This window comes from Clostridium cibarium (genome assembly GCF_014836335.1).
GTDB classification, from domain to species: domain Bacteria; phylum Bacillota; class Clostridia; order Clostridiales; family Clostridiaceae; genus Clostridium; species Clostridium cibarium.
In genome coordinates this window covers 1-25,427 of record NZ_JACSRA010000042.1, presented here as the reverse complement: position 1 = coordinate 25,427, position 25,427 = coordinate 1, and the positions used below count along the sequence as shown (strand labels likewise).

General features: G+C 30.0%; 21 protein-coding genes. 16 read left to right on the top strand and 5 right to left on the bottom strand.

Annotated elements, in window-relative coordinates:
• Positions 1–340: 340 nt before the first annotated feature.
• The 3 genes from H9661_RS18155 (at position 341) to H9661_RS18145 (ending at position 2,786) form a co-directional block, all read left to right on the top strand.
• On the top strand, positions 341–994 hold the full coding sequence (locus H9661_RS18155; RefSeq protein WP_143316978.1) for an N-acetylmuramoyl-L-alanine amidase: 654 nt from the start codon (positions 341–343) through the stop codon (positions 992–994).
• Between the two features lie 375 nt (positions 995–1,369).
• Positions 1,370–2,212 (top strand): fumarate hydratase, encoded by an 843-nt coding sequence (locus tag H9661_RS18150; RefSeq protein ID WP_191770178.1) that lies wholly within the window; start codon positions 1,370–1,372, stop codon positions 2,210–2,212.
• Positions 2,213–2,225: 13 nt separating this feature from the next.
• Positions 2,226–2,786, top strand: a complete 561-nt coding sequence (locus tag H9661_RS18145) for a Fe-S-containing hydro-lyase (RefSeq protein ID WP_191770176.1) — start codon at positions 2,226–2,228, stop codon at positions 2,784–2,786.
• Between the two features lie 49 nt (positions 2,787–2,835).
• Here H9661_RS18145 and H9661_RS18140 read toward each other — a convergent pair whose 3' ends face one another.
• Positions 2,836–3,693, bottom strand: a complete 858-nt coding sequence (locus H9661_RS18140; RefSeq protein WP_143316981.1) for a YitT family protein — start codon at positions 3,691–3,693, stop codon at positions 2,836–2,838.
• 165 nt (positions 3,694–3,858) lie between these two features.
• Between H9661_RS18140 and H9661_RS18135 the strand changes: the two genes are divergently transcribed.
• The gene (locus tag H9661_RS18135; protein ID WP_143316982.1) at positions 3,859–4,587 is read left to right on the top strand and encodes a tetratricopeptide repeat protein; all 729 of its coding nucleotides are present in this window, start codon (positions 3,859–3,861) and stop codon (positions 4,585–4,587) included.
• A gap of 55 nt (positions 4,588–4,642) precedes the next feature.
• On the opposite strand, the gene H9661_RS18130 is transcribed toward H9661_RS18135, so the two are convergent.
• Positions 4,643–6,220, bottom strand: a complete 1,578-nt coding sequence (locus H9661_RS18130; RefSeq protein ID WP_191770173.1) for a putative ABC exporter domain-containing protein — start codon at positions 6,218–6,220, stop codon at positions 4,643–4,645.
• Positions 6,220–6,927, bottom strand: coding sequence for an ABC transporter ATP-binding protein (locus H9661_RS18125; RefSeq protein WP_191770170.1), 708 nt, complete (start codon positions 6,925–6,927; stop codon positions 6,220–6,222). The genes H9661_RS18130 and H9661_RS18125 overlap by 1 nt, the downstream gene beginning before the upstream one ends.
• Positions 6,928–7,127: 200 nt before the next feature.
• On the opposite strand from H9661_RS18125, the gene H9661_RS18120 reads away from it, so the two are divergent.
• The 7 genes from H9661_RS18120 to iadA all read left to right on the top strand — a co-directional run bounded on the left by H9661_RS18120 (position 7,128) and on the right by iadA (position 17,640).
• Positions 7,128–7,811 (top strand): response regulator transcription factor, encoded by a 684-nt coding sequence (locus H9661_RS18120; RefSeq protein ID WP_143316985.1) that lies wholly within the window; start codon positions 7,128–7,130, stop codon positions 7,809–7,811.
• The gene (locus H9661_RS19770; protein WP_243129613.1) at positions 7,789–9,630 is read left to right on the top strand and encodes a sensor histidine kinase; all 1,842 of its coding nucleotides are present in this window, start codon (positions 7,789–7,791) and stop codon (positions 9,628–9,630) included. The genes H9661_RS18120 and H9661_RS19770 overlap by 23 nt, the downstream gene beginning before the upstream one ends.
• A gap of 302 nt (positions 9,631–9,932) precedes the next feature.
• A complete protein-coding gene (locus H9661_RS18110; RefSeq protein ID WP_423738992.1) occupies positions 9,933–12,158 on the top strand; it encodes a ribonucleoside-diphosphate reductase subunit alpha in 2,226 nt (741 codons plus the stop codon).
• 11 nt (positions 12,159–12,169) lie between these two features.
• A complete protein-coding gene (locus H9661_RS18105; protein ID WP_143316987.1) occupies positions 12,170–13,204 on the top strand; it encodes a ribonucleotide-diphosphate reductase subunit beta in 1,035 nt (344 codons plus the stop codon).
• Between the two features lie 200 nt (positions 13,205–13,404).
• The gene (gene ptsP, locus H9661_RS18100) at positions 13,405–15,024 is read left to right on the top strand and encodes a phosphoenolpyruvate--protein phosphotransferase (protein WP_191770168.1); all 1,620 of its coding nucleotides are present in this window, start codon (positions 13,405–13,407) and stop codon (positions 15,022–15,024) included.
• A 161-nt stretch (positions 15,025–15,185) separates the two neighbouring features.
• The gene (locus tag H9661_RS18095) at positions 15,186–16,451 is read left to right on the top strand and encodes a tetratricopeptide repeat protein (protein WP_191770166.1); all 1,266 of its coding nucleotides are present in this window, start codon (positions 15,186–15,188) and stop codon (positions 16,449–16,451) included.
• Positions 16,452–16,467: 16 nt separating this feature from the next.
• Positions 16,468–17,640 (top strand): beta-aspartyl-peptidase, encoded by a 1,173-nt coding sequence (gene iadA, locus H9661_RS18090; RefSeq protein ID WP_143316990.1) that lies wholly within the window; start codon positions 16,468–16,470, stop codon positions 17,638–17,640.
• Positions 17,641–17,664: 24 nt separating this feature from the next.
• On the opposite strand, the gene H9661_RS18085 is transcribed toward iadA, so the two are convergent.
• Positions 17,665–18,207, bottom strand: coding sequence for a cell wall hydrolase (locus H9661_RS18085; protein WP_143316991.1), 543 nt, complete (start codon positions 18,205–18,207; stop codon positions 17,665–17,667).
• A gap of 59 nt (positions 18,208–18,266) precedes the next feature.
• On the bottom strand, positions 18,267–19,250 hold the full coding sequence (locus H9661_RS18080) for a hypothetical protein (protein ID WP_191770164.1): 984 nt from the start codon (positions 19,248–19,250) through the stop codon (positions 18,267–18,269).
• Between the two features lie 163 nt (positions 19,251–19,413).
• Between H9661_RS18080 and cdaA the strand changes: the two genes are divergently transcribed.
• The 5 genes from cdaA to buk all read left to right on the top strand — a co-directional run bounded on the left by cdaA (position 19,414) and on the right by buk (position 25,325).
• Positions 19,414–20,265 (top strand): diadenylate cyclase CdaA, encoded by an 852-nt coding sequence (cdaA, locus tag H9661_RS18075; RefSeq protein ID WP_143316993.1) that lies wholly within the window; start codon positions 19,414–19,416, stop codon positions 20,263–20,265.
• The gene (locus H9661_RS18070) at positions 20,238–21,452 is read left to right on the top strand and encodes a CdaR family protein (RefSeq protein ID WP_143316994.1); all 1,215 of its coding nucleotides are present in this window, start codon (positions 20,238–20,240) and stop codon (positions 21,450–21,452) included. Before cdaA ends, H9661_RS18070 begins: the two co-directional genes overlap by 28 nt.
• Positions 21,453–21,526: 74 nt before the next feature.
• Positions 21,527–23,122 (top strand): NAD(P)/FAD-dependent oxidoreductase, encoded by a 1,596-nt coding sequence (locus tag H9661_RS18065; RefSeq protein WP_143316996.1) that lies wholly within the window; start codon positions 21,527–21,529, stop codon positions 23,120–23,122.
• A gap of 203 nt (positions 23,123–23,325) precedes the next feature.
• A complete protein-coding gene (ptb, locus tag H9661_RS18060) occupies positions 23,326–24,234 on the top strand; it encodes a phosphate butyryltransferase (protein ID WP_143316997.1) in 909 nt (302 codons plus the stop codon).
• Positions 24,235–24,257: 23 nt separating this feature from the next.
• Positions 24,258–25,325 (top strand): butyrate kinase, encoded by a 1,068-nt coding sequence (gene buk, locus H9661_RS18055; protein WP_143316999.1) that lies wholly within the window; start codon positions 24,258–24,260, stop codon positions 25,323–25,325.
• Positions 25,326–25,427 lie beyond the last annotated feature (102 nt).

Below are 25,427 nucleotides of genomic sequence, written 5' to 3'. Positions count from 1 at the left end.
GCCGTATACCGAACGGTACGTACGGTGGTGTGAGAGGTCGGTAGATAAAATAATTATCTACCTCCTACTCGATTAGTTGTAAATGGAATACAAATTTAGATTATAGTTCTTTTATATCTCATTTTATGCTTATAGGATGTAGATATTTTCGACAAGTTAAAGAAAAGAAGTCAGATAACATTACTATAGTTAAATAATTAAATCAGAATAATAGTTTAAGAAGTCCCTCAAACATGATATTTGAGGGATTTCTTAAGATCATCCATAAGTTTTTTCGAATAAACTTTATAATATTCCACATAATAAATTTATAATTGTTTTAATGAATGGGAGGTATTTTATGCGAGTAAAAAGAGTAGTTATTTTATTGCTAGCCATTCTTATGATTTTTCCAATTCGTATATCTGCACAAGAAGATAATGTTAAAGGAATAATACTAATTGATGCTGGTCATGGAGGGATTGATGGAGGAGCAAAGGGAAAAGAAGGAACAATCGAGAAAAATATTAATTTGTCTATAAGTAAAAAGTTGAAAAAGAAGCTTGAAGATGAGGGATATAAAGTATTTATGACAAGGGAAGAGGATAATTCATTAGCTAGTGGGAAAGCTAAGGATTTAAGTGCTAGGTGCAAAATGAAAAAAGAAACTAAATGTGATATGTTTATATCAATACATCAAAATAAGTTTAGTAAAGAGAGTTGTTATGGTGCACAAGTATGGTATGCCAGTAATGAAAAAAGTAGTCAACTGGCTAAGCTAATTCAAGAATCTTTGAAAGAAAATGTAGATGATAAGAATCATAGAATAGCAAAAGCTGCAAAAGATCAATATAAAATTCTTAGAGATGGATATGATGGGGCATGCATAATAGTAGAATGTGGCTTCTTATCGAATTATAAAGAAGAAAAGAAATTAAAAACTGATGAACATCAGGATAAAATTGTAAGTGGAATTGTATGCGGTGTAAATAAATATTTTCAAGAAAAAAAATAATTTCCTAGGAAATAGAGGGAAATAGAAAGAAAGTTGTCATAAAGATATTAAATTTAGAGACAACTTTTTTCTGTTTTTATATTATATTTCAATGATATAGGAGAAGCTTCTATACTATCAGAAGGCGGTGGCTGAGTTTTACTTTTAAATTTATATACTGTATAAATGTTGTATATAATAAGGTATAGCAGTATCATTATCATAATACAAATTATTAAATTAATTATTTTAAGAAGTTGTCTATTATTCATTTATTAACCTCAATTAATCTTTACTTATTTATAATATTAATAAGTGTAAAATATGCAGTTATATAGAAGCTATTGTAAAATTTCATGAAAGCACATAAAATTATATATATGTGGAGGTGGAGTTATGAGAGAAGTAAATGTAAAAGAGATAGAAGATATAATAAGAGACCTATGTATAGAATCAAACTATTATCTTGGAAAAGATATTGAAGAAGCACTTATAAATGCAAAGAAAGAAGAACCATATCCAATAGCTGAAGACGTATTGGATAAATTAATAATAAACGCAGGAATAGCTAGAGATAATGAAGTCCCTATGTGTCAAGATACAGGAATGGCTTGTGTATTTTTGGAAGTTGGACAAGAAGTTCATTTTAATGGAGGGCTTATAAGTGATGCTATAAATGAAGGAGTAAGAAGAGGATATGAAGAAGGATATTTAAGAAAATCTGTAGTAAAAGACCCTATAAATAGAGTCAATACTAAGGATAATACTCCAGCAGTTGTTTATTATGATATAGTGTCAGGGGATAAGGTTAAAATTACCGTTGCACCGAAAGGGTTTGGATCGGAGAATATGAGTAGAGTTGGCATGCTTAAACCAGCTGATGGAATTGAAGGGGTTAAGAAATTTATACTAGAAACTGTAAAGTTAGCAGGACCAAATCCGTGTCCACCTATGGTTATAGGAGTTGGAATAGGTGGAACTTTTGATAAGGCTACTTATTTAGCTAAGAAGGCCTTGATTAGACCAATAAATATAAGAAATAAAGATAACTTCTATAAAGAATTAGAAGAGGAGTTGCTTCAGAGTATTAATGAACTTGGAATAGGTCCACAAGGTTTTGGTGGAAAAACAACAGCTTTAGGTTTGAATATAGAAACTTATCCTACACACATAGCAGGGTTACCAGTAGCAGTTAATATAAACTGTCATGCAACAAGGCATAAGGAATTTATCCTATAGGAGGCGATAGAAAATGGAGATTAAACTTAATACACCACTTACTGAAGACAAAGTTACTGCTTTGAAAGCTGGTGATAGGATATTATTATCAGGAACAATTTATACAGGAAGAGATGCGGCACATAAAAGGCTTATAGAATTGTTGGAAAAGAAAGAAGAGTTGCCATTAAATATAAAGAATGAAATTATATATTATGTAGGCCCAAGTCCAGCAAAACCAGGAACCCCTATTGGATCTGCTGGGCCAACTACAAGTTATAGAATGGATCCATATGCACCTAAGCTTTTAGATTTGGGGTTAAAAGGAATGATAGGCAAAGGTGCTAGAAATAAAGAAGTAATTAAATCAATCAAAAAAAATAGAGCTATATATTTTGGAGCGATTGGAGGGGCTGCGGCCCTTATAGGAAAGAGCATAACAAAATCTGAAATAATAGCATATGAAGATTTAGGGGCAGAAGCTATTAGAAAAATAGAAGTTAAGGATATGCCACTAATAGTTATAATTGATAGTGAAGGGAATAATCTTTATGAAGAGGGACAAAAAGATTATTTAAAAATGAATAATAGGTAGTGAATAGTTAAAGGGTTATCTTGGATAACCCTTTAAGAATTATTTAATTCTATAAATTTGTAAAACCTCTTCCTTTAACTTCGGAAACATCTAAAATGCTAATAAATGCTTTAGAATCAATTGATAATATTTTAGATTTTAATTCTATCATTTGCCTGGAAGTTACTAGGCAATATAGCATACGTCTGTCACTATCAGTAAATTCTCCTCGTGCAGGAAGGGTAGTAACACCCCTATTAAGATCTTTTATGATATAATTAATAACAATATCCTCTTTTTCTGTTAAAATAAGCATAAGCTTTTTACTTGAAAAACCAGTAAGAACTTGATTTAATACTATGCCCTGTATAAAAATAGATATAAGAGTATATAAAGCTCTAGGAATTCCAAAAATAAGTGCACCAATAAATACAATAAGACAATTTAAAGTAAAGCCCATAGAGCCTATTTTAAAGTTTGAATATTTTTGCCTTATTAACATAGTAATTATATCAGTACCTCCTGTGGAACCATTTCTAAGGAATACTAGGCCATATCCAATTCCACAAAGGACGCCACCGTATATACAATAAAGCAATATATCATCTACTTTGATAAGTGTAGAAAATTGTTTTGTAAAAATAAGTGAGAAAGAAAGAGAAGTCATACCTATAGCAGAGTATAGAGTGAATCTCTTAGATAATTTCATAAAACTTAAAACAAATAGTGGTAAGTTAAGTATGAATACCGTATATCCTGATTGGAATCCAGTAAGGTATTCAATAATAAGTGCTACACCTGTAGCTCCACCGCTTAGTAGTTTAGCGTGAATTAAAAATAAGTTAACGCCTAGAGAAGCTATGAAGCAACCTAAAAATATAATTAATACATCAACAATAAATTCGTTATGTTTTCTTATAAAATTCATAATATACCTCTTGTACAATCTAAATAATTTATATAAACCAACATAATTATATATGAAAAGTATTATAAAGTTAAGTATTTATAGGAAAAAATATTACAAAATAAGAATAAGTTGTCTAGGTGGAAGTGGTTTTTAGACAATATTGGAGAAAGGAATTTGGATTAAATGAATAGAATAAAATTGCCTGGAAGCAAAAAAATGAAAATAATTTTGCTAATTATATTAGTAATTATAGCAGCTGGAGTAATTATTAAATTTGGAATAGATAATAGAAAAAATGTTAAAGAAGATATTAGACAAGAGCAAGATAGTAGTATTGAAGAAATTATTTCTACAAACGAAGAGAAAAATCAAAAAAGGGAAGAAAGTAATCCGGTGAATCAAGAGGAAGAGAATCTATATAATGAAGCATATGATTTGTTTTTTCAAGGAAATTATAGTGAAGCTATAAATAGAGCTGATAGCATAATTGAAAAGTTTCCAGAAAGCTATAAGGCATATAATATTAGAGGGATAGCTAAGGCTTTTAGCATAGGTTTTGAAGAAGGTATGATTGATATAGAAAAATCTTTGGCAATAAAAGGTGACTATTGGTACGCTAGGTATAATAAAGCTTTGAATTATGAATTGCATGGAAAGTTAAATGAATCGCTAGTATGGTATGATAAATCTCTTGAAATTGAACCTTACATGTGGAGTTATTACGGTAAAGCTTCAATATATGGGAGAATGGGAGATGTAGATAATACTGTTTTAAATTTAAACAAAGCTATAGAAGTTGAAGGTGCTAATGAAGGGGAATCGGGGATTAAGAAAGAAGCGAAAACTGAAAAAGATTTTGATCCTGTTAGAGGAAATTCAGAGTTCGAAGAACTTATAAAAGATAACAAATAGAATTAAGATTCTATTTGTTATCTTTTAATTTTTATAGTTGCTTTTGTTGTAGACGTTAGCTTTCTAAAGTATCATAAATGCCTTTTGCAGCTTGAACGATTATAAGAGAAGCTATAATGTTATATAGAATAAATGAGAGATGTAAAGCGTATGGTCCAAAAATTTTAAATTTGAAGCTCAAAAGAGCACCAATAACAACCCCGGGCAATACATATACGATTAAGGTGATCAGCATAAAAATGCCTTTCATCATTTGATTTGATACCTTATCAAATAGTTTGTAATTTAATACCGAACCATAAATTGATATAGCACCAAAAGATGTGTAAGCTAATATTGAAAATATAACTTCTATAGGATCTGATCCCATTATAATACCACAAGGGATAAATAAAATCATTCCATCAACAAAATACTTAATCAGTGATGATAAGGTTGAATAAAACAATTTTGAGGCACTACTAGCCGGAATGAGAAAAATAAAGTGGCTGCTTAAATCGAGTGACCATTTTCCAGTATAGCTTGAGATAACCATCATATAGATTGAAAATAATAAAAAACCATATAGTGGCACAGATAAGTATAATCCTACAGCAATTGAAGCGATTAAGTATATACCAGATAAAATATTTAAGAAGTAATATCCTGATTTTTTATATTCCAACATGTGCCTAAAAAATATTGCTTTGGAGTATAGTGCAGAATAATTAAGTTTAGCATTTCTACGAGCAAAAGGTTTACGAGTACCTTGAAGTTTATTAAGTTCCTTTGAATTAAAACCACTATTACGATAGCTTTGAGCAACTTCGTTTTGTTCAGCAGAAGGCAATGCATCCTCATAAAAGTCCAAATTAAAGTTATATAGTATAGTTATACAGATAATTCCTGTAAGTATTAATAGGCCTACATATAATGCTATTGAAATGTTAAATCCATTTAAACACTGTATAATTGCAGCTCTTGTCCATCCAATTATAGGGATGTAATTGAATCCGTTCATATTAAAGAATTCAATAGAAAATTGAAACTTATTTCCGTTAGAATGAGTATAGATATAATATGACAATGATAAGAAGATTAATAATGAACCGTACTTTATAACTTTTATAGCAATTTCTTTTAAATTCGAGTATTTTGAAAAGATGCCATAAATCAGTAAGGATATAGATGATAGTATAATAAAAAATAATAAAATCAATACTACAAATATTACAATTCCACCATTAACAAAATCAAATTTATTCGATAGGTTTGGAATTTGAAAAAGTAAAATTATAGAGAAAGCAAATACAAATGATATTTCTTTAATAAAACCATAAAGTAAAACATTTTGAGATTTTATTGGAGAAGTAAAAATTATATTTACGTCGCTCATAGTATAGCGGAAATTTTTTCGAGTGACTCCGCTATAGAGTGTATACATAAAGATTAATATAAGTACAATTGTTAAAATTCCTGTAAAATAGCGTGATTCAACAAAAGAATTATTACTACTCCCTTTAATTGATCCAAGAATCATAAGAAATATAAAAAATCCATAAAAGATAAATGGAACTATTCTTGATGGTTTATGTTTTATACTTTTTATATAATTTATAGAATTTCTTTTAAGTAAATAAATGAAAAGGCTCATTATTTATCACCTTCCTCAGTAACTTTAAAGAAGATATCTTCTAGACTTTCTGAAGAGGTATTTTCAAATTCAGATTTAGTTTTTGAAAATACAACAGTTCCTTTATTCATAATAACTATTCTGTCCCAAATATCTTCAACGGAATCTAGTAAATGAGTACTTACAATCATTGATACTCCTTGCTCCTTTAATTTTATCATAAGATTTTTTAATTCTTTTATTGCTTTAGGATCCAGACCTATCATAGGTTCATCAAAAAGAATAAGCTTAGGTTTAGTTACTAAGGCACAACAAATGCTAAGTTTTTGTTGCATACCCTTGGAAAGTTCAGAACCGAATTTCTCTGTTTTATCACTTAGATCGAATATGTCAAAAAGTACATTGGCGTATTCTTCATAATCTTCTAATCCATACGCTCTAGCGACAAAGTGAATATGCTCTCTTACTGTTAACAGAGGAAATAGGCCAGGAAGTTCTGGTACATATCCAAATAATTTTTTACCCTCTATACTTTTATTAGAAAATCCCCCTATTTTAATATCACCTATATAACGAAGAAGTCCAGCGATGCATTTTATAGTAGTTGACTTTCCAGCTCCATTAGGACCAGCTAAAACCCCAATTTCTCCCTCATTTATGGCAAGATTTAAATTATTAACAGCGTTGAATTTTTTATAGGTTTTTGTAAGGTACTTAATTTCTAACATAATAAAATCCCCCTTGTATTATTTGTAAATATTATACTATAAGGGCAGCTTGAAAACTTAATAGAGGGAAATATTTAAGAAAGATTTATACTAATAGTGTGGGAGAAGAGTAATTAATAAAAACGTAATAAAGGAGAACTTATTTTATGCTTTAATAAAGTTAGGTTATAATAAGAATAAAAACCTAAGGGGGTTGTCATATGTATAATGTTTTGGTAGTTGATGATGAGAAAGAAATAAGAGATGCTATTGAAATATATTTAAGAGGTGAAAATTTAAAAGTTATTAAGGCTGAAGATGGACTTGAAGCGTTAGATATATTAGAAAGTAAACAAATACACCTAATCATATTGGATATTATGATGCCTAATTTAGATGGAATTAAAACATGTATGAAAATAAGAGAAACAAATAATATCCCAATAATAATGTTATCTGCAAAAGGCGAAGATTCAGATAAGATATTAGGGTTGAATGTAGGTGCTGATGATTACATACCAAAACCATTTAATCATCTTGAGTTAGTCGCTAGGGTAAAATCTCAATTAAGAAGATATGAAAATCCACTTAATGTTGAAGATAAAGGCACTGTTAAGGTTAAAGATCTAGAAATAGATACTCTAGCAAAAAAAATAACGGTTAGGGGAGAGGAAGTTAGAGTAACAGCTACAGAATATAAGATATTACATTTATTGGCTTCTAATCTTGGACGTATTTTTTCTATAAAAGAAATATATGAAAAAGTATGGGAAGAACCTTTTTATAAGAGTGAAAATACTGTTACAGTTCATATAAGAAGAATTAGAGAAAAAATTGAATTAAATACTAAAGAACCTGAATATATTAAGGTGGTGTGGGGTATTGGCTATAAAATTGAAAAGTAGACTTAAGAAATACATAAGTCAAATATGGCTGATAGAAATAATAATTTTAATATTAATATGCGTGTACTTTGGAATCGAAGTTTTTAAGGATTATTCAGATAATTCTTATTCAAGAGTCATGTCAGCAGTTGAAGCAACAATAAATCCAAAGGATTATTATCAAAAAAATTTAAAAGGTGATTCCTATGAATTAGCTAAGATGATCTATGATAAGACCAACTCTTTTCAAAAGCTTTACTATGTAAATCAGGATGTAACAAATATAATAAAAAAGAACTTTATTTATAAGTATTATGAAAAAGAAGGGTATTCTATCGGAAAAAATATTTATTTTATAGTTAGAAATAAAAATACTAATGAAATCCTAACTAATGATCCTAGCCAGTACTTGGAGGCTACAGATGCTGAATATACAGACGAGGATATTAATTCATATATAGAAGAAAAGTATAATGGTAATGAGTTGGTAATAAATTATGATAATCAAAATAGTTTTAATAAATTAGTTGAAAACGGTGAAATAAAAGTTGATAAAAGTATTCTAAGTAATTACGAGGAATATTATTATACTTCTTTAGACAATTACAAAGAAAGTTCCAATTGGAGAATTATATTATACGTTAGTTTGCTATTTCTAATATGGATGTTTCTATTTATAAAAGTTTTAGCAGTCATTATTGCCAATAGAGGAAAAGTAATTATTAAAGGGAATTTTATTGGTAGTATTGCTTATGTATTGAAGTATGGATTTAGGTATAAGCAAACTAGAAGAATGTTAGTAGCAACTATAATATGTTCAATTATATTTTTTATATTATATTTATATTTATTAGCTATAGGAGGATATGAAAATAACATCCTTGTTACTTTCTTTACATTATATCCTTTTAAGGGAAGCATAATGCTTATGGTGTTGCCAATGATAGGAATAATGTATTCTATGAAAAAAACTATAGAAATATCTAGGGTAAATGATAGTTTGAAGAAGATAAATGATGGAAATTTAGATTATCATATTGTGGAGCAGGGTGGCTCTGAAGTTTTGGAGCTTATAAAAAATATAACTAAAATAAAGTCAGGATATGAGATAGCAGTTGAAGAGACATTAAGAAACGAAAAGTTAAAAACTGAACTTATTTCTAATGTTTCACATGATTTGAGAACTCCTTTAACTTCAATTATTAATTATGTTAATATATTAAAATCACCAGATATAACTGAAGAAGAAAGAATAGACTATATAAAGATATTAGAGCAAAAGTCTAAGAAGCTTAAAGTTTTAATAGATGACTTGTTTGAAATGTCAAAAATCAATAGTGGAAAGATAAAGTTAAATAAAGAGAATATAGATATAATGTCTTTGATTCATCAGGCCGTAGGAGAATATTCGTATTTATATGAAGAGAAGAATATAGAGTTTAAAGTAAATAGCTCAGTTGAAGAGATTGATATGGATCTTGATGGGAAAATGATGTCGAGAGTTATAGAGAATATAGTTATTAATGCATTAAAGTATTCACTAGAAAATACAAGAGTGTATATAGATGTGATGGATGGGGAAGATAATGTAGAAATAGCTTTTAAAAATATTGCAAATTATGATATGAATTTTGATAATAATGATATATTTGAAAGATTCTCTAGAGGAGACAGTTCTAGAAATTCCAAGGTTGAAGGATCAGGATTAGGCCTTGCTATAGCAAAAAGTATTGTAGAGTTGCATGATGGTGAGATAAATGTTATTAGAGAAGGAGATATGTTTAAGATATATATCGTACTTCCTAAAAGTTATGAGAATAGAATGAATACTGAAAAATGAAATCTTCTATAAATGAATAAAAAGAGATGTATTGATAAGCTGTTTAAAAATAGAAAGTGTTGGATATTTTTAAACAGCTTTTTTATATTCTTTTATAGGAATATAAAATATTTATTAATAATAATTGTTATAGATAAAAGGAGGAAACAGGAGGATGGCATTAATATTTCTCTTTAGTATTGTTAAAAAGATAGTAGGTAATTTTACATATTAAGAGATAATAATTATAATTACTATATGTTGTATAAAAAAAAGAGGATGTATATTATATATACTAAATATAGTGGAGGAATGAAATGGAGATGCTGGAGAAGTTATTGGAGTTTGCATTAGAAGGAGTTAAGGATTATGAGGGGATATATACTAAAGAGAGATTAGTTGAGGCATTAGATCATATAATGAGACCTAATATGTCTATGGATGAGGTAAGAAATTCGTTAATACAAGTTTCTTTGGAATTAACAACTGATGTAGAGCCAAAATGGCAATTTGTTGCAGCTAGGTTATATATAGAAAGGTTACATGATGAGGTTAGAAATAATAGAAATTTAGGAGAAAACAAAAATTTATATTCTGATTTCTATTTGTTTATTGAAGAACTAACTAATAAAAATTTGTATGGAAGGTATATACTAGAGAATTATTCTAAGGAAGATATTTATGAACTAGAAAAGGAATTAAAACCGGAAAGGGATTATCTGTTTACATATAGCGGAATAGATTTACTAAAAAAAAGATATCTTACACATGATTTTAATAGAAATGTCATAGAGTTACCACAGCAAATGTTTATGGGAATTGCTATGCATCTTGCTATTCCAGAGAAGAAAGAAAAAAGAGTAGAATGGGCAAAAAGGTTTTATGACGTTTTAAGCTCTCTTAAAGCTACAATGGCAACTCCTACAATGAGTAATGCAAGAAAGCCATTCTATCAACTTAGCTCATGTTTTGTAGATACAGTGGATGATAGTTTAAATGGTATATATAAATCTCTAGATAATTTTGCAGAAGTATCTAAGTTCGGGGGTGGTATGGGGATATACCTTGGAAAGATTAGAGCTTTAGGATCACCTATAAGAGGGTTTAAAGGTGCTTCAGGAGGAGTTATACCTTGGATAAAGCTATTTAATGATACTGCAATAGCTGTCGATCAATTAGGAGTTAGAAATGGATCTGTTGCAATATGGTTGGATGTCTGGCATAAAGATATGCCAGAATTTTTACAGATTAGAACTAATAATGGAGATGACAGAAAAAAAGCTCATGATGTTTTCCCTGGGTTATGCTATCCTGATCTGTTTTGGAAACTTGCGGAGACAGATATAGATGCTAATTGGTATATGATGTGTCCTTATGAAATAAAAAATGTAAAAGGATATTCATTAGAGGATTTCTATGGTGAGGAATGGGAAGAAAAATATTATGAGTGTGTTAATGATAATAGAATTTCAAAAAGGGTGATGTTAGTTAAAGATATTGTAAGACTTATTATAAAAAGTGCAGCAGAAACAGGAACGCCTTTTGCTTTTTATAGAGACACAGTTAATGAAATGAATCCTAATAAACATAAAGGAATAATATATTCATCTAATCTTTGTACAGAAATAATGCAAAATATGAGCCCAATGGAATCTAAGAATTCTGAGATTGTAGATGAAAATGGTGATAAGGTAGTTATAGAAAGAAGAAAGGCTGGGGATTTTGTTGTTTGTAATCTTTCTTCTATAGTTTTAGGGAATGTAGATGTTTTAGACGACGAAGAACTTGAATATGTTGTTGAAACTCAAATAAGGGCTATGGATAACGTTATTGATTTAAATTATTATTCAGTTCCTTTTGCAGAAATTACAAATAAGAAATATAGAGGAATTGGACTTGGAACTAGTGGATATCATCATATGCTTGCAAATAATAAAATTCATTGGACATCAGATGAACATATAGATTTTGCGGATAAAGTCTATGAGAAGATTAATTATTATGCAATTAGGGCTAGTATGACGATCTCCAAGGAAAAGGGAAGATATTTGGAATTTGAAGGTTCAGATTGGGACAATGGGAATTATTTTGATCTAAGAGGATATAATTCGGAAAGATGGTTAGAACTCAAAAAAGAAGTAAGAGAACATGGTATGAGAAATGGATATCTAATAGCAATTGCTCCAAACGGATCTACAGCAACAATAGCAGGTACAAGTGAAGGGGTAGATCCAGTAATGTCTAGATTTTATTTAGAAGAAAAGAAAGGTAGTATAGTACCCAAAACAGCTCCAAATCTTTGTGATGAGAATTACTGGTACTATAATTCTGCTTATAATATTAACCAAGAGTGGTGCGTAAAAATTAATGGGGTAAGACAAAGACATATAGATCAAGGGCAGTCATTTAATTTATATATAACTACTGATTATACGATGAGACAAATAATGAACCTTTATGTAGAAGCTTGTAAATGTAAAGTTAAATCAATATATTATGTGAGAAGTAAATCTCTAACTGTTGGAGATTGTGAAAGTTGTTCAGCTTAAGGAGTGATAATATGACTATTAATAGAAAACCATTATTTAATGAATATGGGGATATTGAGACAAATAAAAAAAGAATGATAAATGGAAATACAACTAATCTTAATGATTTTAACAATATGAAATATTCATGGGTTAGTGACTGGTATAGGCAAGCTATGAATAACTTTTGGATACCAGAGGAAGTAAATTTATCACAAGATTTAAAAGATTATGGGAATCTTTCCAAAAGTGAAAGAATAGCATATGATAAGATACTTTCTTTTTTAATTTTTTTAGATTCAATTCAAACAGCTAACTTAGGAAATGTATCAAGCTATATTACAGCAAGTGAAGTTAATTTATGTCTAACTATTCAAGCGTTTCAAGAAGCAGTGCATTCACAAAGCTATAGTTATATGCTTGATACAATTTGTTCGCCAGAGAAAAGAAATGAAATTTTGTATCAATGGAAAGATGATAAAATACTTTTAGAGAGAAATAAGTTTATTGGGGATTTATATAATAATTTTATTTTAAATCCAAGTAAAAAAAATTTATTAAAGACTATAATGGCAAACTATATTCTTGAAGGGATATATTTTTATTCTGGATTTATGTTCTTTTATAACCTTGAAAGACATGGGAAAATGGCTGGATCAGCTCAAGAAATTAGATATATTAATAGAGATGAAAATACCCATCTTTGGTTATTTAGAAATATAATAAAAGAACTACAAGAGGAAGAACCGGATTTGTTTACAGAAGATATGAAAAGTGAATTAATCGATATGATGATAACAGGAGTTGAGCATGAAATAGCTTGGGGTCATTATGTTATTGGGGATGATATACAAGGAATAAATAAAAAGTTAATTACAGATTATATAAAATATTTGGCTAATTTAAGATCAACATCTATAGGTTTAGGAGAAATCTTTCTCAATGTTAAAAAAAATCCTGCAGAATGGGTGGATACCTTAGCAGATGCAAATTCAGTTAAAACTGATTTTTTTGAAGGAAGATCAACTGCTTATGCAAAAGTCACAGCACTTGTAGATGATTTGTAGAATGTCTAATATTTAACAAATAAGGTAATTTTTCATTGAAACTTTTTAAAAAAACGGTTATTTAAAGGTTAACATGTTGAAAAAATGTGTTATAATAATCTATGTTACATTTAATTGTTAAAGGTTTACCAAAGTGGTTAAGGTTTTAAACCAGTAAGTGATTTTAGTAAATTAATATAATTTGAGGAGGATCATAAATTATGAAAAAAGGTATTGCCGCTTCAAAAGGATATGCAATAGGAAAAGTTTTTGTACAAGAGCATGAAGAAATAGTTATAACAGATTCTAAGGTGACAGATGTAGCAGGGGAGCAAGAAAAATTAAAGAAAGCCCTTGACAACTCAAGAGAACAATTAGAAAAAATCAAAGCAAAAGCAGCAGCTGAAATGGGAGAAGAAAAGGCAGCAGTTTTTGAAGCACATATTACATTATTAGATGACCCGGAATTTACAGGGGCAATGAATTTAGAAATTGAAACTAATAGTGTAAACGCAATGAAAGCCGTAGACAGTGTTACTAATACATTTGTTATGATATTCGATTCAATGGAAGATGCTTACATGAGAGAAAGAGCAGCAGATATTAAGGATGTATCAAAAAGAATTATATCAAACTTAGCAGGTAAAGGTGGAGACGCATTTGCTATAACAGAAGAAAATACAATAGTTGTTGCTCATGATTTAACTCCATCAGATACAGCACAACTTGACAGAACTAAAGTTATAGGATTTATGACAAACATAGGTGGAAGAACTTCTCATGCTGCTATTATGGCAAGAACATTAGAAATTCCAGCTGTACTTGGTCTTGGAGATATAACTACTTCAGTTAAAAATGGAGATTTAGTTATATTAGATGGTATTTCAGGAGATGTTATAATAAATCCTTCTGAGGACGTTATAGCTGAATATAAAGCTAAAAAGGAAAAATTCACTGCTGAGCAAGAAGAATTAAAGAAATTAATAGATGTAAAAACAACTACTAAATCTGGAAAGAGAATAGAAGTTTGTGGAAATATAGGTAAGCCAGAAGATGTACTTGGAGTAATAGCTAATGGTGGAGACGCTGTTGGATTATTTAGAACTGAGTTTTTATATATGGATAGAGATAGTGCTCCAACTGAAGAAGAACAATATGAAAGTTATAAATTTGTTCTTGAAAAGATGGAAGGAAGGCAAGTTGTAATTAGAACTCTTGATATTGGAGGAGATAAGACACTTCCTTATTTACCATTACCAGAAGAAATGAATCCATTCTTAGGATATAGAGCAATAAGACTTTGTTTAGATAGAAAAGAAATATTCAAGGTACAATTAAGAGCGTTACTAAGAGCTTCAGTATATGGTAAGCTATGTGTTATGTTCCCAATGATATCTGGATTAGAAGAGTTTATGCAAGCAAAAGAAGTTGTTGAAGAATGTAAGACTGAATTAAAAGCAGAAGGAAAAGCTTTCTCAGAAGAAATTCAATGGGGTATCATGGTTGAAATTCCAGCTGCTGCAGTTTATGCTGATGAACTTGCAAAGCATGTTGATTTCTTCTCAATTGGAACTAACGACTTAATTCAATATACATTAGCTGCTGATAGAATGAGTGAAAAGGTATCATACCTTTACAACCCAATGCATCCAGCAGTATTAAGATTAATAAAAATGACAATAGATGGTGCTCATAAGCATGGAAAATGGGTAGGAATGTGTGGAGAAATGGCAGGAGATGAAGCTGCTATCCCAACTCTAGTTGAATATGGACTAGATGAATTCTCAATGAGTGCTACTTCAATATTAACAGCTAAGAAGATAATATTAGAGCAAGAATAAGAATAATTTAGAACCTCAATGGAATTTAATTTTCATTGAGGTTTTTTATTTGAATTTATATTTAAGTTTAAGGAACTTTAGCTTCAATATTTAGAGTAACTATAGTATCATTTATATTGATTGGTATTACAAATGGTTAATATTTAGAGGTGGGGATAGCTATGAAAAGCAAACAAAAGGATAAAGACTACATGAAGGCAGTCCGTTTTTATGAAGAGGGAGAGCTTGAAAAAGCATTAAAGAAATGTGATGAATCTATTTCGAATAACTTAAGAAATGCAGCAACCCTTAATTTAAAGGGATTGATTCTATATTTAAAAGGTGATTTAGAAGGAGCAAAGGCTCAGTGGAAAATAAATTCTGAACATAATGATGATAGCTTAGCCAAACATTATATACATGATTCTAAAAGCGATATTAAAAGAGCACAGTATTATAAGGTAGGCGAAAGTTATTTAAAACAATTAAGAATTGAAGAGGCAATAGCTGAATTAGAAAAATGCACAGAAAGTGATTTTAACTCAATAAAAGTAAATTTAGCACTGTCCATTTGTTATTTAAGAAAGGGTGACTATGCACGTAGTAGTGTTTATGCTACTAAGGTACTTAATGTTGATAGAAACAATATAGGTGCTAAAAATATAGCTAAAGAACTTAAGGACGTAGGTGGAATTAAGTTAGAAGTAAGTAAAAGAAATATATGGGCAAAAGGTTTGTTATTCACAGTAGCAACTGTAATAATTGTAGGTAGCATTGTAGCAGGAGCTAGAATATATTTGAATAGTAAAAATACTAGTAGTGAATCAAGTGAAACATTAGTGGAGAAAAATCAGGATACAGACAATGCTCAAGAAGAAAATATTGATGATAAGAATGAGACTAAAGAAAAGGGAGAAACTAAGACTGAAAATCTAGTAGATTTTAGTGTATTGGAATCATCTGTGAATAATAAAGATTACGAGGCTATATATAATAATATAAAAAATGTTAATGGAAATGATTTAAAAGGAAGAGATAAAACTATATATTATAAAGGCATAGAAATTCTGAAAAATGAGGGAGCAAACTTCTTTTATAGGAAAGGATCTGAACTTTATAATAAGAAGGCATTAAATGAAGCAAAGTCTGAGTTTTCAAAAGGATATGAGTATGGTAATGGAAACTATATATATCCTCACATAGTATTTTTTAAAGCAGCAACAGATGAAGAGTTAGGAAATATAGATGATGCTATTAGTGGATACGAGGAGTTTTATAACAAGTTTAAAAATGAGACTTATATGGAGGAAACTACATATAAACTTGCATTATTATATAAGGAAAGGGATATAGATAAAAGTATTGCTTTTGCAAGAGAGATTAGAGAAAAATATCCATCATCTATGTATAATAATAAAGCTATTTCTAATTTACTAGATACTAAATAAATTAGGATGTGGTATTTTGATTACAGTTATAAAAGATGTAGAAGTCTATAGTCCTAAATATATAGGAAGGAAACAAGTTCTTATAGTAGGAAATAGATTTGAAGGAATTTATGATGAAATTAGTATTCCTACTAACTTTATCCACATTAATGAAGTTGATGGAAGTGGAAAGTTAATTTTTCCTGGCTTTATTGATAATCATGTGCATATTATTGGAGCGGGTGGAGAAGAAGGATTTTCTACAAGAACCAGTGAAATTAAATTTTCAGAATTAACAACTTCAGGAATAACTACAGCAATAGGATGCCTTGGCACAGATGGGGTATGTCGAGATATGGAAAGCTTAATTGCAAAAGCAAGATCACTTGAAGAAGATGGTATATCAGCTTATTGTTACACTGGCTCTTATCAGGTCCCTGTTGTAACAGTGACAAATAGCATAAAAGAGGATTTAATGCTTATCGATAAAGTTATTGGAGTTGGAGAAATTGCACTCTCTGATCATAGAAGTTCACAACCTACTTTTGAAGAGTTTGTAAAAGTTGCTGCAGAAGCAAGAGTTGGTGGACTATTGTCAGGAAAAAGTGGTATTGTGGATATACATATGGGTGTAGGAAATAGAAGATTAGAAAAGGTATTTTTACTGTTAGAAAATACTGAAATTCCACCAACACAATTGCTACCTACTCATATTAATAGGAGTAGGGAACTTTTTGAGGAAGGAATAGAATATTTAAAAAAAGGTGGATATATAGATTTAACTACTAGTTCAGACCCGGACTATTTAGAGCCAGGGGAGTTGATTGCAAGTAAAGGATTAAAAAGGATATATGATTTAGGTCTACCTATAGAACAGGTTACTTTTTCTTCTGATGGACAGGGGAGCATGCCCAAATATAATGAGAATGATGAATTTATGGGAATAGGTATATGTTCTGTAAAATCCCTTTATTGTGAAGTAAGAAAAGCCATTCTAGAAGAAGGAATGCCAATAGAAAAGACTATAGTGGTAATTACTTCCAATGTGGCAAAATTATTTAAGTTAAAAGATGTAGGGGAGATAAAGGCAGGATATTTTGCAGATTTTGTGTTAGTAAATAAAGATGATTTAAAGATTTGTGACGTATATGCAAAGGGGAAAATCTTAGTTAAGGACGAAAAAGCAATAGTTAAAAATGTTTTTGAATAAAAAAAAGAGGGTGTAAACCCTCTTTTAACATTTAAAAAATAAATGATGTCCTATAGATTTAGTATCTTTTTTTTCAGTATGCTGCATCCAAGAACATGTAGAAATAGACGGGTTATAATAGTATAGAGCTTCATTAGTAGGATCACTTCCTCTTAAAGCATCGTATACAGCGGCATAACAATTTTTATCAGGATGGGCAGCTATATGCCCATTATTTACGCATGAAAATGCTTTGGGCTGATATATCACTTCCTTAATTGTGTTGGGGAATTTAGGACTTAAGACCCTGTTTAAAACTACAGAGGCTACAGCTACTTTCCCTTCGTATGGCTCACCTCGACTTTCGGCGTAAATTAATTTTGCCATTAAATCAATGTCGGATTGAGTTATATATAATTTTTTTTGACCGTGATTAAAGACTTCTACTGCCTTATCTATATTATTTTGGTCTAAATTTTCCGATCCTGCATTTGGTTTTGCATCTAAAGCTTTTGCTGTAGTACAGTTAGAAAATACTACAAGTGAGAGGGCTAAGCAAAGTATAAATAGATTTAAAAATTTTTTCATATGAACCTCCTTTTCTAACCCGGTCAAGAAATATTATGACCAAAAGGAAATTATATATACTATTTTTTATTAAAATTATCCAGTTCTGCACTTAAATACTTCAACTTATTAATAAAATCATTATATTTAAAAAAACTATCATTATAGTTTTTTTCAATTTCTGCACTATTAGCATCTTTTGATGTTTTCTCAAAAATAATAGAATCTTCTAATGCATTTATATATAGTTCATAATAGTTAATAGATTCCTGAAGCAAATTGTAACAATTATTGCCGCCCTCTGGTATAGTTAAGCCATAAGATTGGCTTTTGATATCACTTAATTTAGAACGTTTATCTTTAATATCTTTTAATAGTACATCTAAGCTTCTTTTATCTTCTTTAATTTTTGTCAATGCGGGTTTTAGATCTTCGTTTATGCTATCAAAGGCTATTAAGCAATTTTTTATGTTGGAAACATAAGATTTCTTTTGATCAACATAGATATCATTATCTCTGTTTATTTTAATAATAGTTCCAAAATAGTCAAATGATCTAGAGAAAAAATTCTTAGCTTCGGGAGGAATACTTCCATTGACACCAAGTGAGTTAAGTGTTTCATAATTTTTTTCAAAAAGAGAATAAGTTGTTGAATAATCATTGTATTTTGATAAAAGATTTTTATCTTCTGGAGCTTTTACTAGATTTAAACATGACTCAAAAAGAGTTATGTTATATCCTAAGGTCTTTAATAATTCGTCTTTAATAGAAAGTTTGTTATCATTAACTTCTAAAGCATATAATTCATCATTTATTGATTTTAAATTGATTAATTCAGAGGAAAGGATATCCTCAGTTTCATTTAAGTCTAGTCCATTATCAGTTAAACACCCTTGAAGAGATGAATTATGCTTTTCAATATCTTTACAGATTTTATTTAGGTTGTTCATATCCCTACTTCCAGGAGACAAGTTTATAAAAAGTAATATTAATAAGGTTAATATTATTAAAAAGGCAAAAATATATACAAGTTTATTATTAATTTTTAAATTCATAATTTTCATAGTAGTTACTCCTTTTTCTAAAATTAATGTACCTTATAAAATATATATTTTAAGAAAAAATAAATAGTATATAAATATTCATAAAATTGTAATTAGCTTTTATATTAAGGATTAGGAAATTGGTGTATAATTTATATATAAAGTATTTTGTTGAGGTGACCACATGCAAGAATTTTATTTAATGATAGTAAATACGATAAAAAATATATCAGCCTGGTCTATATTAGATATTTTAGTAGTATCTTTTATTTTTTATAAAGGGTATATGTTAATAAAAGAGACGCGAGCTGAACAATTATTGAAGGGAATAGTTTTTATAGTAGTACTTATTCCTGTTAGTTACATTTTAAAATTAGATATGTTAAACTTTATTCTAAATAAAACATTAACTATAGGAGTGTTATCTGTTGTTATTATATTCCAACCAGAAATAAGAAGGGCATTAGAACATTTAGGAAGAAGCGCTTTTGATGACATTCACAATGGTCCTAGTGTGGAGAAGAGAACAGAAGTTGTGGATGCAGTTGTAGTAGCTGTGGAAAACTTAGCAGAGACGAAAACAGGAGCGCTAATTGCTATAGAACAGGGAACTGGGCTTGGCGAATTGTTACCTTCGGGAACAATAATAGATGCAAAAGTCAGTGCGAATTTACTAGAAAATATTTTTGTTGTGAATACACCTCTTCATGATGGAGCCACAATAATAAGAAAAGATAGGATTCACGCTTCGGGTTGTGTTTTACCATTAACTAATAATAATTCGATAAATAAGAAACTTGGAACTAGACATAGGGCAGCAATTGGTTTGTCAGAAAACTCAGATGCGTTAATTATAGTAGTATCTGAAGAAACAGGAGTTATATCTTTAGCTGTAAATGGAAGGTTAACGAGGAATTATGATAAAGAAAAATTAAAAACAATATTGCTTAAGATAATGGCTAATAGGGATTCAAAAAGGGTAAAAACTGCTGGAGAGAAGGTGAAGACATGGATAATGGGAATGAAAAAAGCCTAATTATAAAGCTGATATGCATATTATTATCTTTTGTATTATGGCTATATATATCTAATGTTGAAAATCCAACAAGGACATCCGACATAAAAGATGTTCCTGTGGAAATAGTTAATACAGAAGTATTAGATAGTTCAAATCTTTGTATTTCTCCAGATCAAAGTTTTGTTGTAGATGTAAAACTAGAGGGGCCAGCTAATGACATATACAGTGTAAAGAAAAATGATTTCAACATAAAAGCTGATTTAAGTTCATATGCGCTAAAAAAAGGTGAGAATAATATACCTGTCCAGATAGAGAGTTATCCACAGGGGTTAACTATAAAAAACATCGGAGTATTAGCAGTTAAAGTTAATATAGAGAATAAAGTGGAAAAGGAAGTTTCGGTATATTCTGCTGTAAAGACGACATTTAAGAATGGAATTACGAAAAGTTCCGTAGATGTTAAACCTAATAAAGTTAAAGTATCAGGACCAGAAAGTGCTGTAAATAAAGTTGCTAAGGTAGCTTTGAAGGGTGAAAAGCTTGATATTGAGGAAAATATAAATGAGAAATTTAATTTAGTAGCAGTAGATGCTCAAGGAAATGAAGTTAAAGGGGTTAACGTTAGTGAGAATGAAGGAATACTAGCTATAGAGGTAGGAAATCAAAAAGATGTTACTATTAAGCCTACTTATACAGGAAAGTTAAGTTCTAATCTAACTCTTGAAAGCACTGTTTTATCAAAAGAGAAAGTTACTATAATAGGAAACTATGATGAAATTTCTAATATAGATAGTATAGAAACTGAGCCAATAGATTTGGCTAGTATTAATAATAATGAAGATATTAAGATAAAGTTAAAACTGCCTAGTGGAATTATGTTAGCAAGTGGACAAAATTATGTCGTGGCAACAATAAAAGTGAAGGATAATACTGTAACAAAAAGCATTGATGGTGTACAAGTTAACTTAATAAATAAAAAAGAAGGTACGTTAAAATATGAAGTTCCTAATATTAGTGTAGAGGTATCTGGAACGCAAGAGGCTTTAAATTCAATAACAGCAGCCAATATATCAGCTACTGCTTCAGTTGGAGATATAACCGAAGCAGGTGAAAAGGAAGTTCCTATAGAAGTTAACATAGTTAATGCAGATAATAATATAAAAGTAATATCAAAACCAGAGAAGGTTAAAGTAACAGTTAAATAAAAAGTAGCGTTGCTACTTTTTTTTATAATATGATAAAATGATTATCTAGTAGATAAAAGGGATGTGTTATAACTATGACTATTAGAATAAATAATGTTAACCTAAATATAGATGAATCACAAGATATTCTTAAGAAAAAAGTAGCTAGTGAACTTAAGATATTAGAGGAGGATATTATAGGGTATAAAATAATAAGGGAAAGTATAGATGCCAGAAAAAAGGACAATATTAAATTTAATTATTCTATCGAGATAAAGTGTAATGGAGAAAAAAAGATATTGAAGCATGCAAAGTGCAAGGATGCTAAGCTGGAAGAAGATGAGATGCATGAAGATATAGTTCATGGAAATAAAAAAATGAATTTCAGGCCTATAGTAATAGGGTTTGGACCGGCAGGAATATTTTCAGCTTTAACTTTAGCTAGAGAAGGATATAGGCCTATAGTCTTTGAACGTGGAGAAGATGTGGATAATAGAACAAAGACTGTGGAAAGTTTTTGGAAAGGAAAATCTGATTTAAATCTAGAATCTAATGTTCAATTTGGTGAAGGTGGAGCAGGAGCTTTCTCTGATGGGAAATTGACAACAAGAATAAAAGATAAGAGATGTACATTTGTACTAGAGGAACTTGTAAAGGCTGGAGCTCCGGAAGAGATAACATATATAGGAAAACCGCATGTGGGGACTGATATACTTAAGGATGTAGTTAAAAATATAAGAGAAGAAATAAAAGCTTTAGGTGGGGAAGTTCATTTCAATTCTAAATTAGAAAGAATTAATGTCAAGGATGGCAAAATTCAAAGTATAAAAGTAAATGGAAATGAAATAAGTTGTGAAGTATTAATATTATCTATTGGACATAGTTCTAGAGATACATACACTATGCTTCACAATGAAGGAATATTTATGGAGAGCAAAGCTTTTGCTATTGGAGTTAGAATAGAGCATCCTCAAGAACTTATTAATGTAAGTCAGTATGGTAAATTTGCAAACCATCCTAGATTAAAGGCAGCAGATTATAAATTAACTTATCAAAGTGTTAAGAATAATAGAGGAATATATTCTTTTTGTATGTGTCCTGGAGGAATAGTAGTAGCTGCTGCATCTGAAGAGAATAGACTTGTTTCAAATGGAATGAGTTATCATGCAAGAGATCTAGAAAATGCAAATTCAGCTTTAGTTGTAACGGTAGGATCAAAGGATTTTGAAGGAAATTCACCTTTAAGTGGTATGGAATTTCAAAGACATTATGAAAGTTTGGCCTATAATCTTGGAGGCGGTAAGTATAAGGCGCCAGTACAACTTGTAGGAGATTTCTTAAAAGGTGAAAAAAGTAAGAAGATAGGGAGTGTAAATCCATCCTATACTGCAGGATTTGAACTTAGAGAAATAAATGAATGTTTACCTAGTTATGTTGTGGATACTTTAAAAGAAGGGATAGTTAAATTTGACACAAAGATAAAAGGGTATGCGATGAATGACGCAATTTTAACAGGTATAGAAACTAGAACTTCTGCCCCTGTAAGGATAAGTAGAAATGAAAAGTTGGAAAGTATAAGTACTAAAGGACTATATCCAGCTGGAGAAGGGGCTGGATTTGCTGGAGGAATTATATCTGCTGCAGTTGATGGAATCAAGGTTGCAGAGAAAATAATAAATGAATACAAATAAAAAACAATCTTTTGAATATTCTGAAAATTTAGCTTTTCAGAATATTTTTTGTTACAATAAAATTATAATAAATGGAATAACTGTGTCTTAGATTGTTATAAAATTAACATATTCAATTTAATTAGGATGTATGTTTATATTATTTTTATAAATTACAATATAAAATTAAGCAAAAACAAATAATTAATAAGAGGTGCATATAAATGAGTAAAAATTTTGATGATTTATTATCAAGGGTGAAAGAATGCAAGAGAAAAAAAGTTTCAGTTGCAGTAGCACAAGATGAACCAGTGTTAGAAGCTATTAAAGCTGCAAAAGAACAAGGCATAGCTGATGCTATATTGGTAGGGGATAAGGAAAAAATAAAAGAAATAGCAGATTCAATAGGAATGGATCTAACTCAATTTGAAGTAATTCATGAACCTGATGTAAAGAAAGCGGCACTTTTTGCTATACAGCTAGTATCAAGCGGACGAGCTGACATGGTTATGAAAGGTTTAGTAGATACAGCTACTTTCTTAAGAAGTGTGTTAAATAAAGAAGTTGGTCTTAGAACTGGTAAAGTTATGTCACATGTGTCAGTGTTTGAAATAGAAGGTTTTGACAGATTAATTTTCTTAACAGATGCAGCATTTAACACATATCCAGATTTAAAGGCTAAGGTTCAAATTTTACAAAATTCAGTTTATGTAGCTCATGCATGTGGAATAGAATGTCCAAAAGTTGCGCCAGTATGTGCTGTTGAAGTAGTGAATCCAGACATGCCAGCAACAGTAGATGCTTCATTATTATCAAAGATGAATGATAGAGGACAAATTAAGGGATGTATCGTAGATGGACCTCTTGCTCTTGATAATGCATTGTCAGAAGAAGCTGCTCATCATAAAGGAATTACAGGCCCTGTTGCAGGGAAAGCTGACATAATAATGTTACCAAATATAGAAACAGCAAATGTTATGTATAAAACTTTAACTTACACTTCTAATTCAAGGAATGGTGGATTATTAGTAGGTACATCAGCACCAGTAATATTAACTTCAAGAGCAGATAGCTTTGAAACTAAAGTGAATTCAATAGCTTTAGCGGCAGTTGTTGCAGAAGCTGCAAAATAAATTGAAATATTGGAGGATGAGATATGTCATATAAGTTATTAATTATTAATCCAGGTTCAACTTCAACAAAAATTGGAGTATATGAAGATGAAAAAGAGTTGTTTGAAGAAACACTAAGACATACAAATGAGGAAATAAAGAAATATGACACAATATATGATCAATTTGGATTTAGAAAAGAAGTAATAATAAATATACTTAAAGAAAAGAAATTTGATTTAAAAACATTAAGTGCAGTTGTAGGTAGAGGTGGAATGCTTAAGCCTGTAGAAGGTGGAACTTATGCTGTGAATGATGCAATGATAGAAGACTTAAAAGTTGGAGTGCAAGGACCACATGCATCTAATTTGGGTGGGATACTTGCTAGATCAATTGGAGATGAATTAGGGGTGCCATCATTTATTGTTGATCCTGTTGTTACTGATGAACTTGCAGATGTGGCTAGAATATCAGGAGCTCCTGAACTTCCAAGAAAGAGTAAGTTCCATGCCTTAAATCAAAAAGCAGTGGCTAAAAGATATGGTAAAGAAAGTGGAAAAGGATATGAGAACTTAAATCTTGTAGTTGTGCATATGGGTGGAGGAGTTTCAGTTGGAGCTCATAACCATGGTAAAGTTGTTGACGTAAATAATGCCTTAGATGGAGATGGTCCATTTTCACCAGAAAGAGCAGGGGCAGTTCCAGTTGGAGATCTAATTAAAATGTGTTTTAGTGGAAAGTATAGTGAAGCTGAAGTATATAGCAAGATAGTTGGAAAAGGTGGAATTGTTGCTTATTTAGATACAAATGATTTTAGAGACGTTGTAGATATGATGGAAAAAGGAGATAAACAAGCTGAAAAATTATACAAAGCATTTCTTTATCAAATAACTAAAGCAATTGGAGAAATGTCAGCGGCATTAAATGGTAAGGTTGATCAAATATTACTTACAGGAGGAATTGCTTATTCACCTGTATTAGTGCCAGATTTAAAATCTAATGTTGAGTGGATTGCTCCAGTTACAGTATATCCAGGAGAAGATGAATTATTAGCTTTAGCACAAGGAGCAATTAGAGTTCTAAGTGGAGAAGAAGAAGCTAAAGTCTATTAGAAATAAATAAATTATTAATATAAAAAAGGAGCTGTCTCCAAATGATTTAAAATCATTTGTCGGAGACGGCTCCCTTTTTTGAATTTGAAGAAATTATTCAAC

Coding starts and splice junctions, on each gene's coding strand:
- H9661_RS18155 (WP_143316978.1), top strand. CDS start 341: ATGCGAGTAAAAAGAGTAGTTATTTTATTGCTAGCCATTCTTATGATT.
- H9661_RS18150 (WP_191770178.1), top strand. CDS start 1,370: ATGAGAGAAGTAAATGTAAAAGAGATAGAAGATATAATAAGAGACCTA.
- H9661_RS18145 (WP_191770176.1), top strand. CDS start 2,226: ATGGAGATTAAACTTAATACACCACTTACTGAAGACAAAGTTACTGCT.
- H9661_RS18140 (WP_143316981.1), bottom strand. CDS start 3,693: ATGAATTTTATAAGAAAACATAACGAATTTATTGTTGATGTATTAATT.
- H9661_RS18135 (WP_143316982.1), top strand. CDS start 3,859: ATGAATAGAATAAAATTGCCTGGAAGCAAAAAAATGAAAATAATTTTG.
- H9661_RS18130 (WP_191770173.1), bottom strand. CDS start 6,220: ATGAGCCTTTTCATTTATTTACTTAAAAGAAATTCTATAAATTATATA.
- H9661_RS18125 (WP_191770170.1), bottom strand. CDS start 6,927: ATGTTAGAAATTAAGTACCTTACAAAAACCTATAAAAAATTCAACGCT.
- H9661_RS18120 (WP_143316985.1), top strand. CDS start 7,128: ATGTATAATGTTTTGGTAGTTGATGATGAGAAAGAAATAAGAGATGCT.
- H9661_RS18110 (WP_423738992.1), top strand. CDS start 9,933: ATGCTGGAGAAGTTATTGGAGTTTGCATTAGAAGGAGTTAAGGATTAT.
- H9661_RS18105 (WP_143316987.1), top strand. CDS start 12,170: ATGACTATTAATAGAAAACCATTATTTAATGAATATGGGGATATTGAG.
- ptsP (WP_191770168.1), top strand. CDS start 13,405: ATGAAAAAAGGTATTGCCGCTTCAAAAGGATATGCAATAGGAAAAGTT.
- H9661_RS18095 (WP_191770166.1), top strand. CDS start 15,186: ATGAAAAGCAAACAAAAGGATAAAGACTACATGAAGGCAGTCCGTTTT.
- H9661_RS18085 (WP_143316991.1), bottom strand. CDS start 18,207: ATGAAAAAATTTTTAAATCTATTTATACTTTGCTTAGCCCTCTCACTT.
- H9661_RS18080 (WP_191770164.1), bottom strand. CDS start 19,250: ATGAAAATTATGAATTTAAAAATTAATAATAAACTTGTATATATTTTT.
- cdaA (WP_143316993.1), top strand. CDS start 19,414: ATGCAAGAATTTTATTTAATGATAGTAAATACGATAAAAAATATATCA.
- H9661_RS18070 (WP_143316994.1), top strand. CDS start 20,238: ATGGATAATGGGAATGAAAAAAGCCTAATTATAAAGCTGATATGCATA.
- H9661_RS18065 (WP_143316996.1), top strand. CDS start 21,527: ATGACTATTAGAATAAATAATGTTAACCTAAATATAGATGAATCACAA.
- ptb (WP_143316997.1), top strand. CDS start 23,326: ATGAGTAAAAATTTTGATGATTTATTATCAAGGGTGAAAGAATGCAAG.
- buk (WP_143316999.1), top strand. CDS start 24,258: ATGTCATATAAGTTATTAATTATTAATCCAGGTTCAACTTCAACAAAA.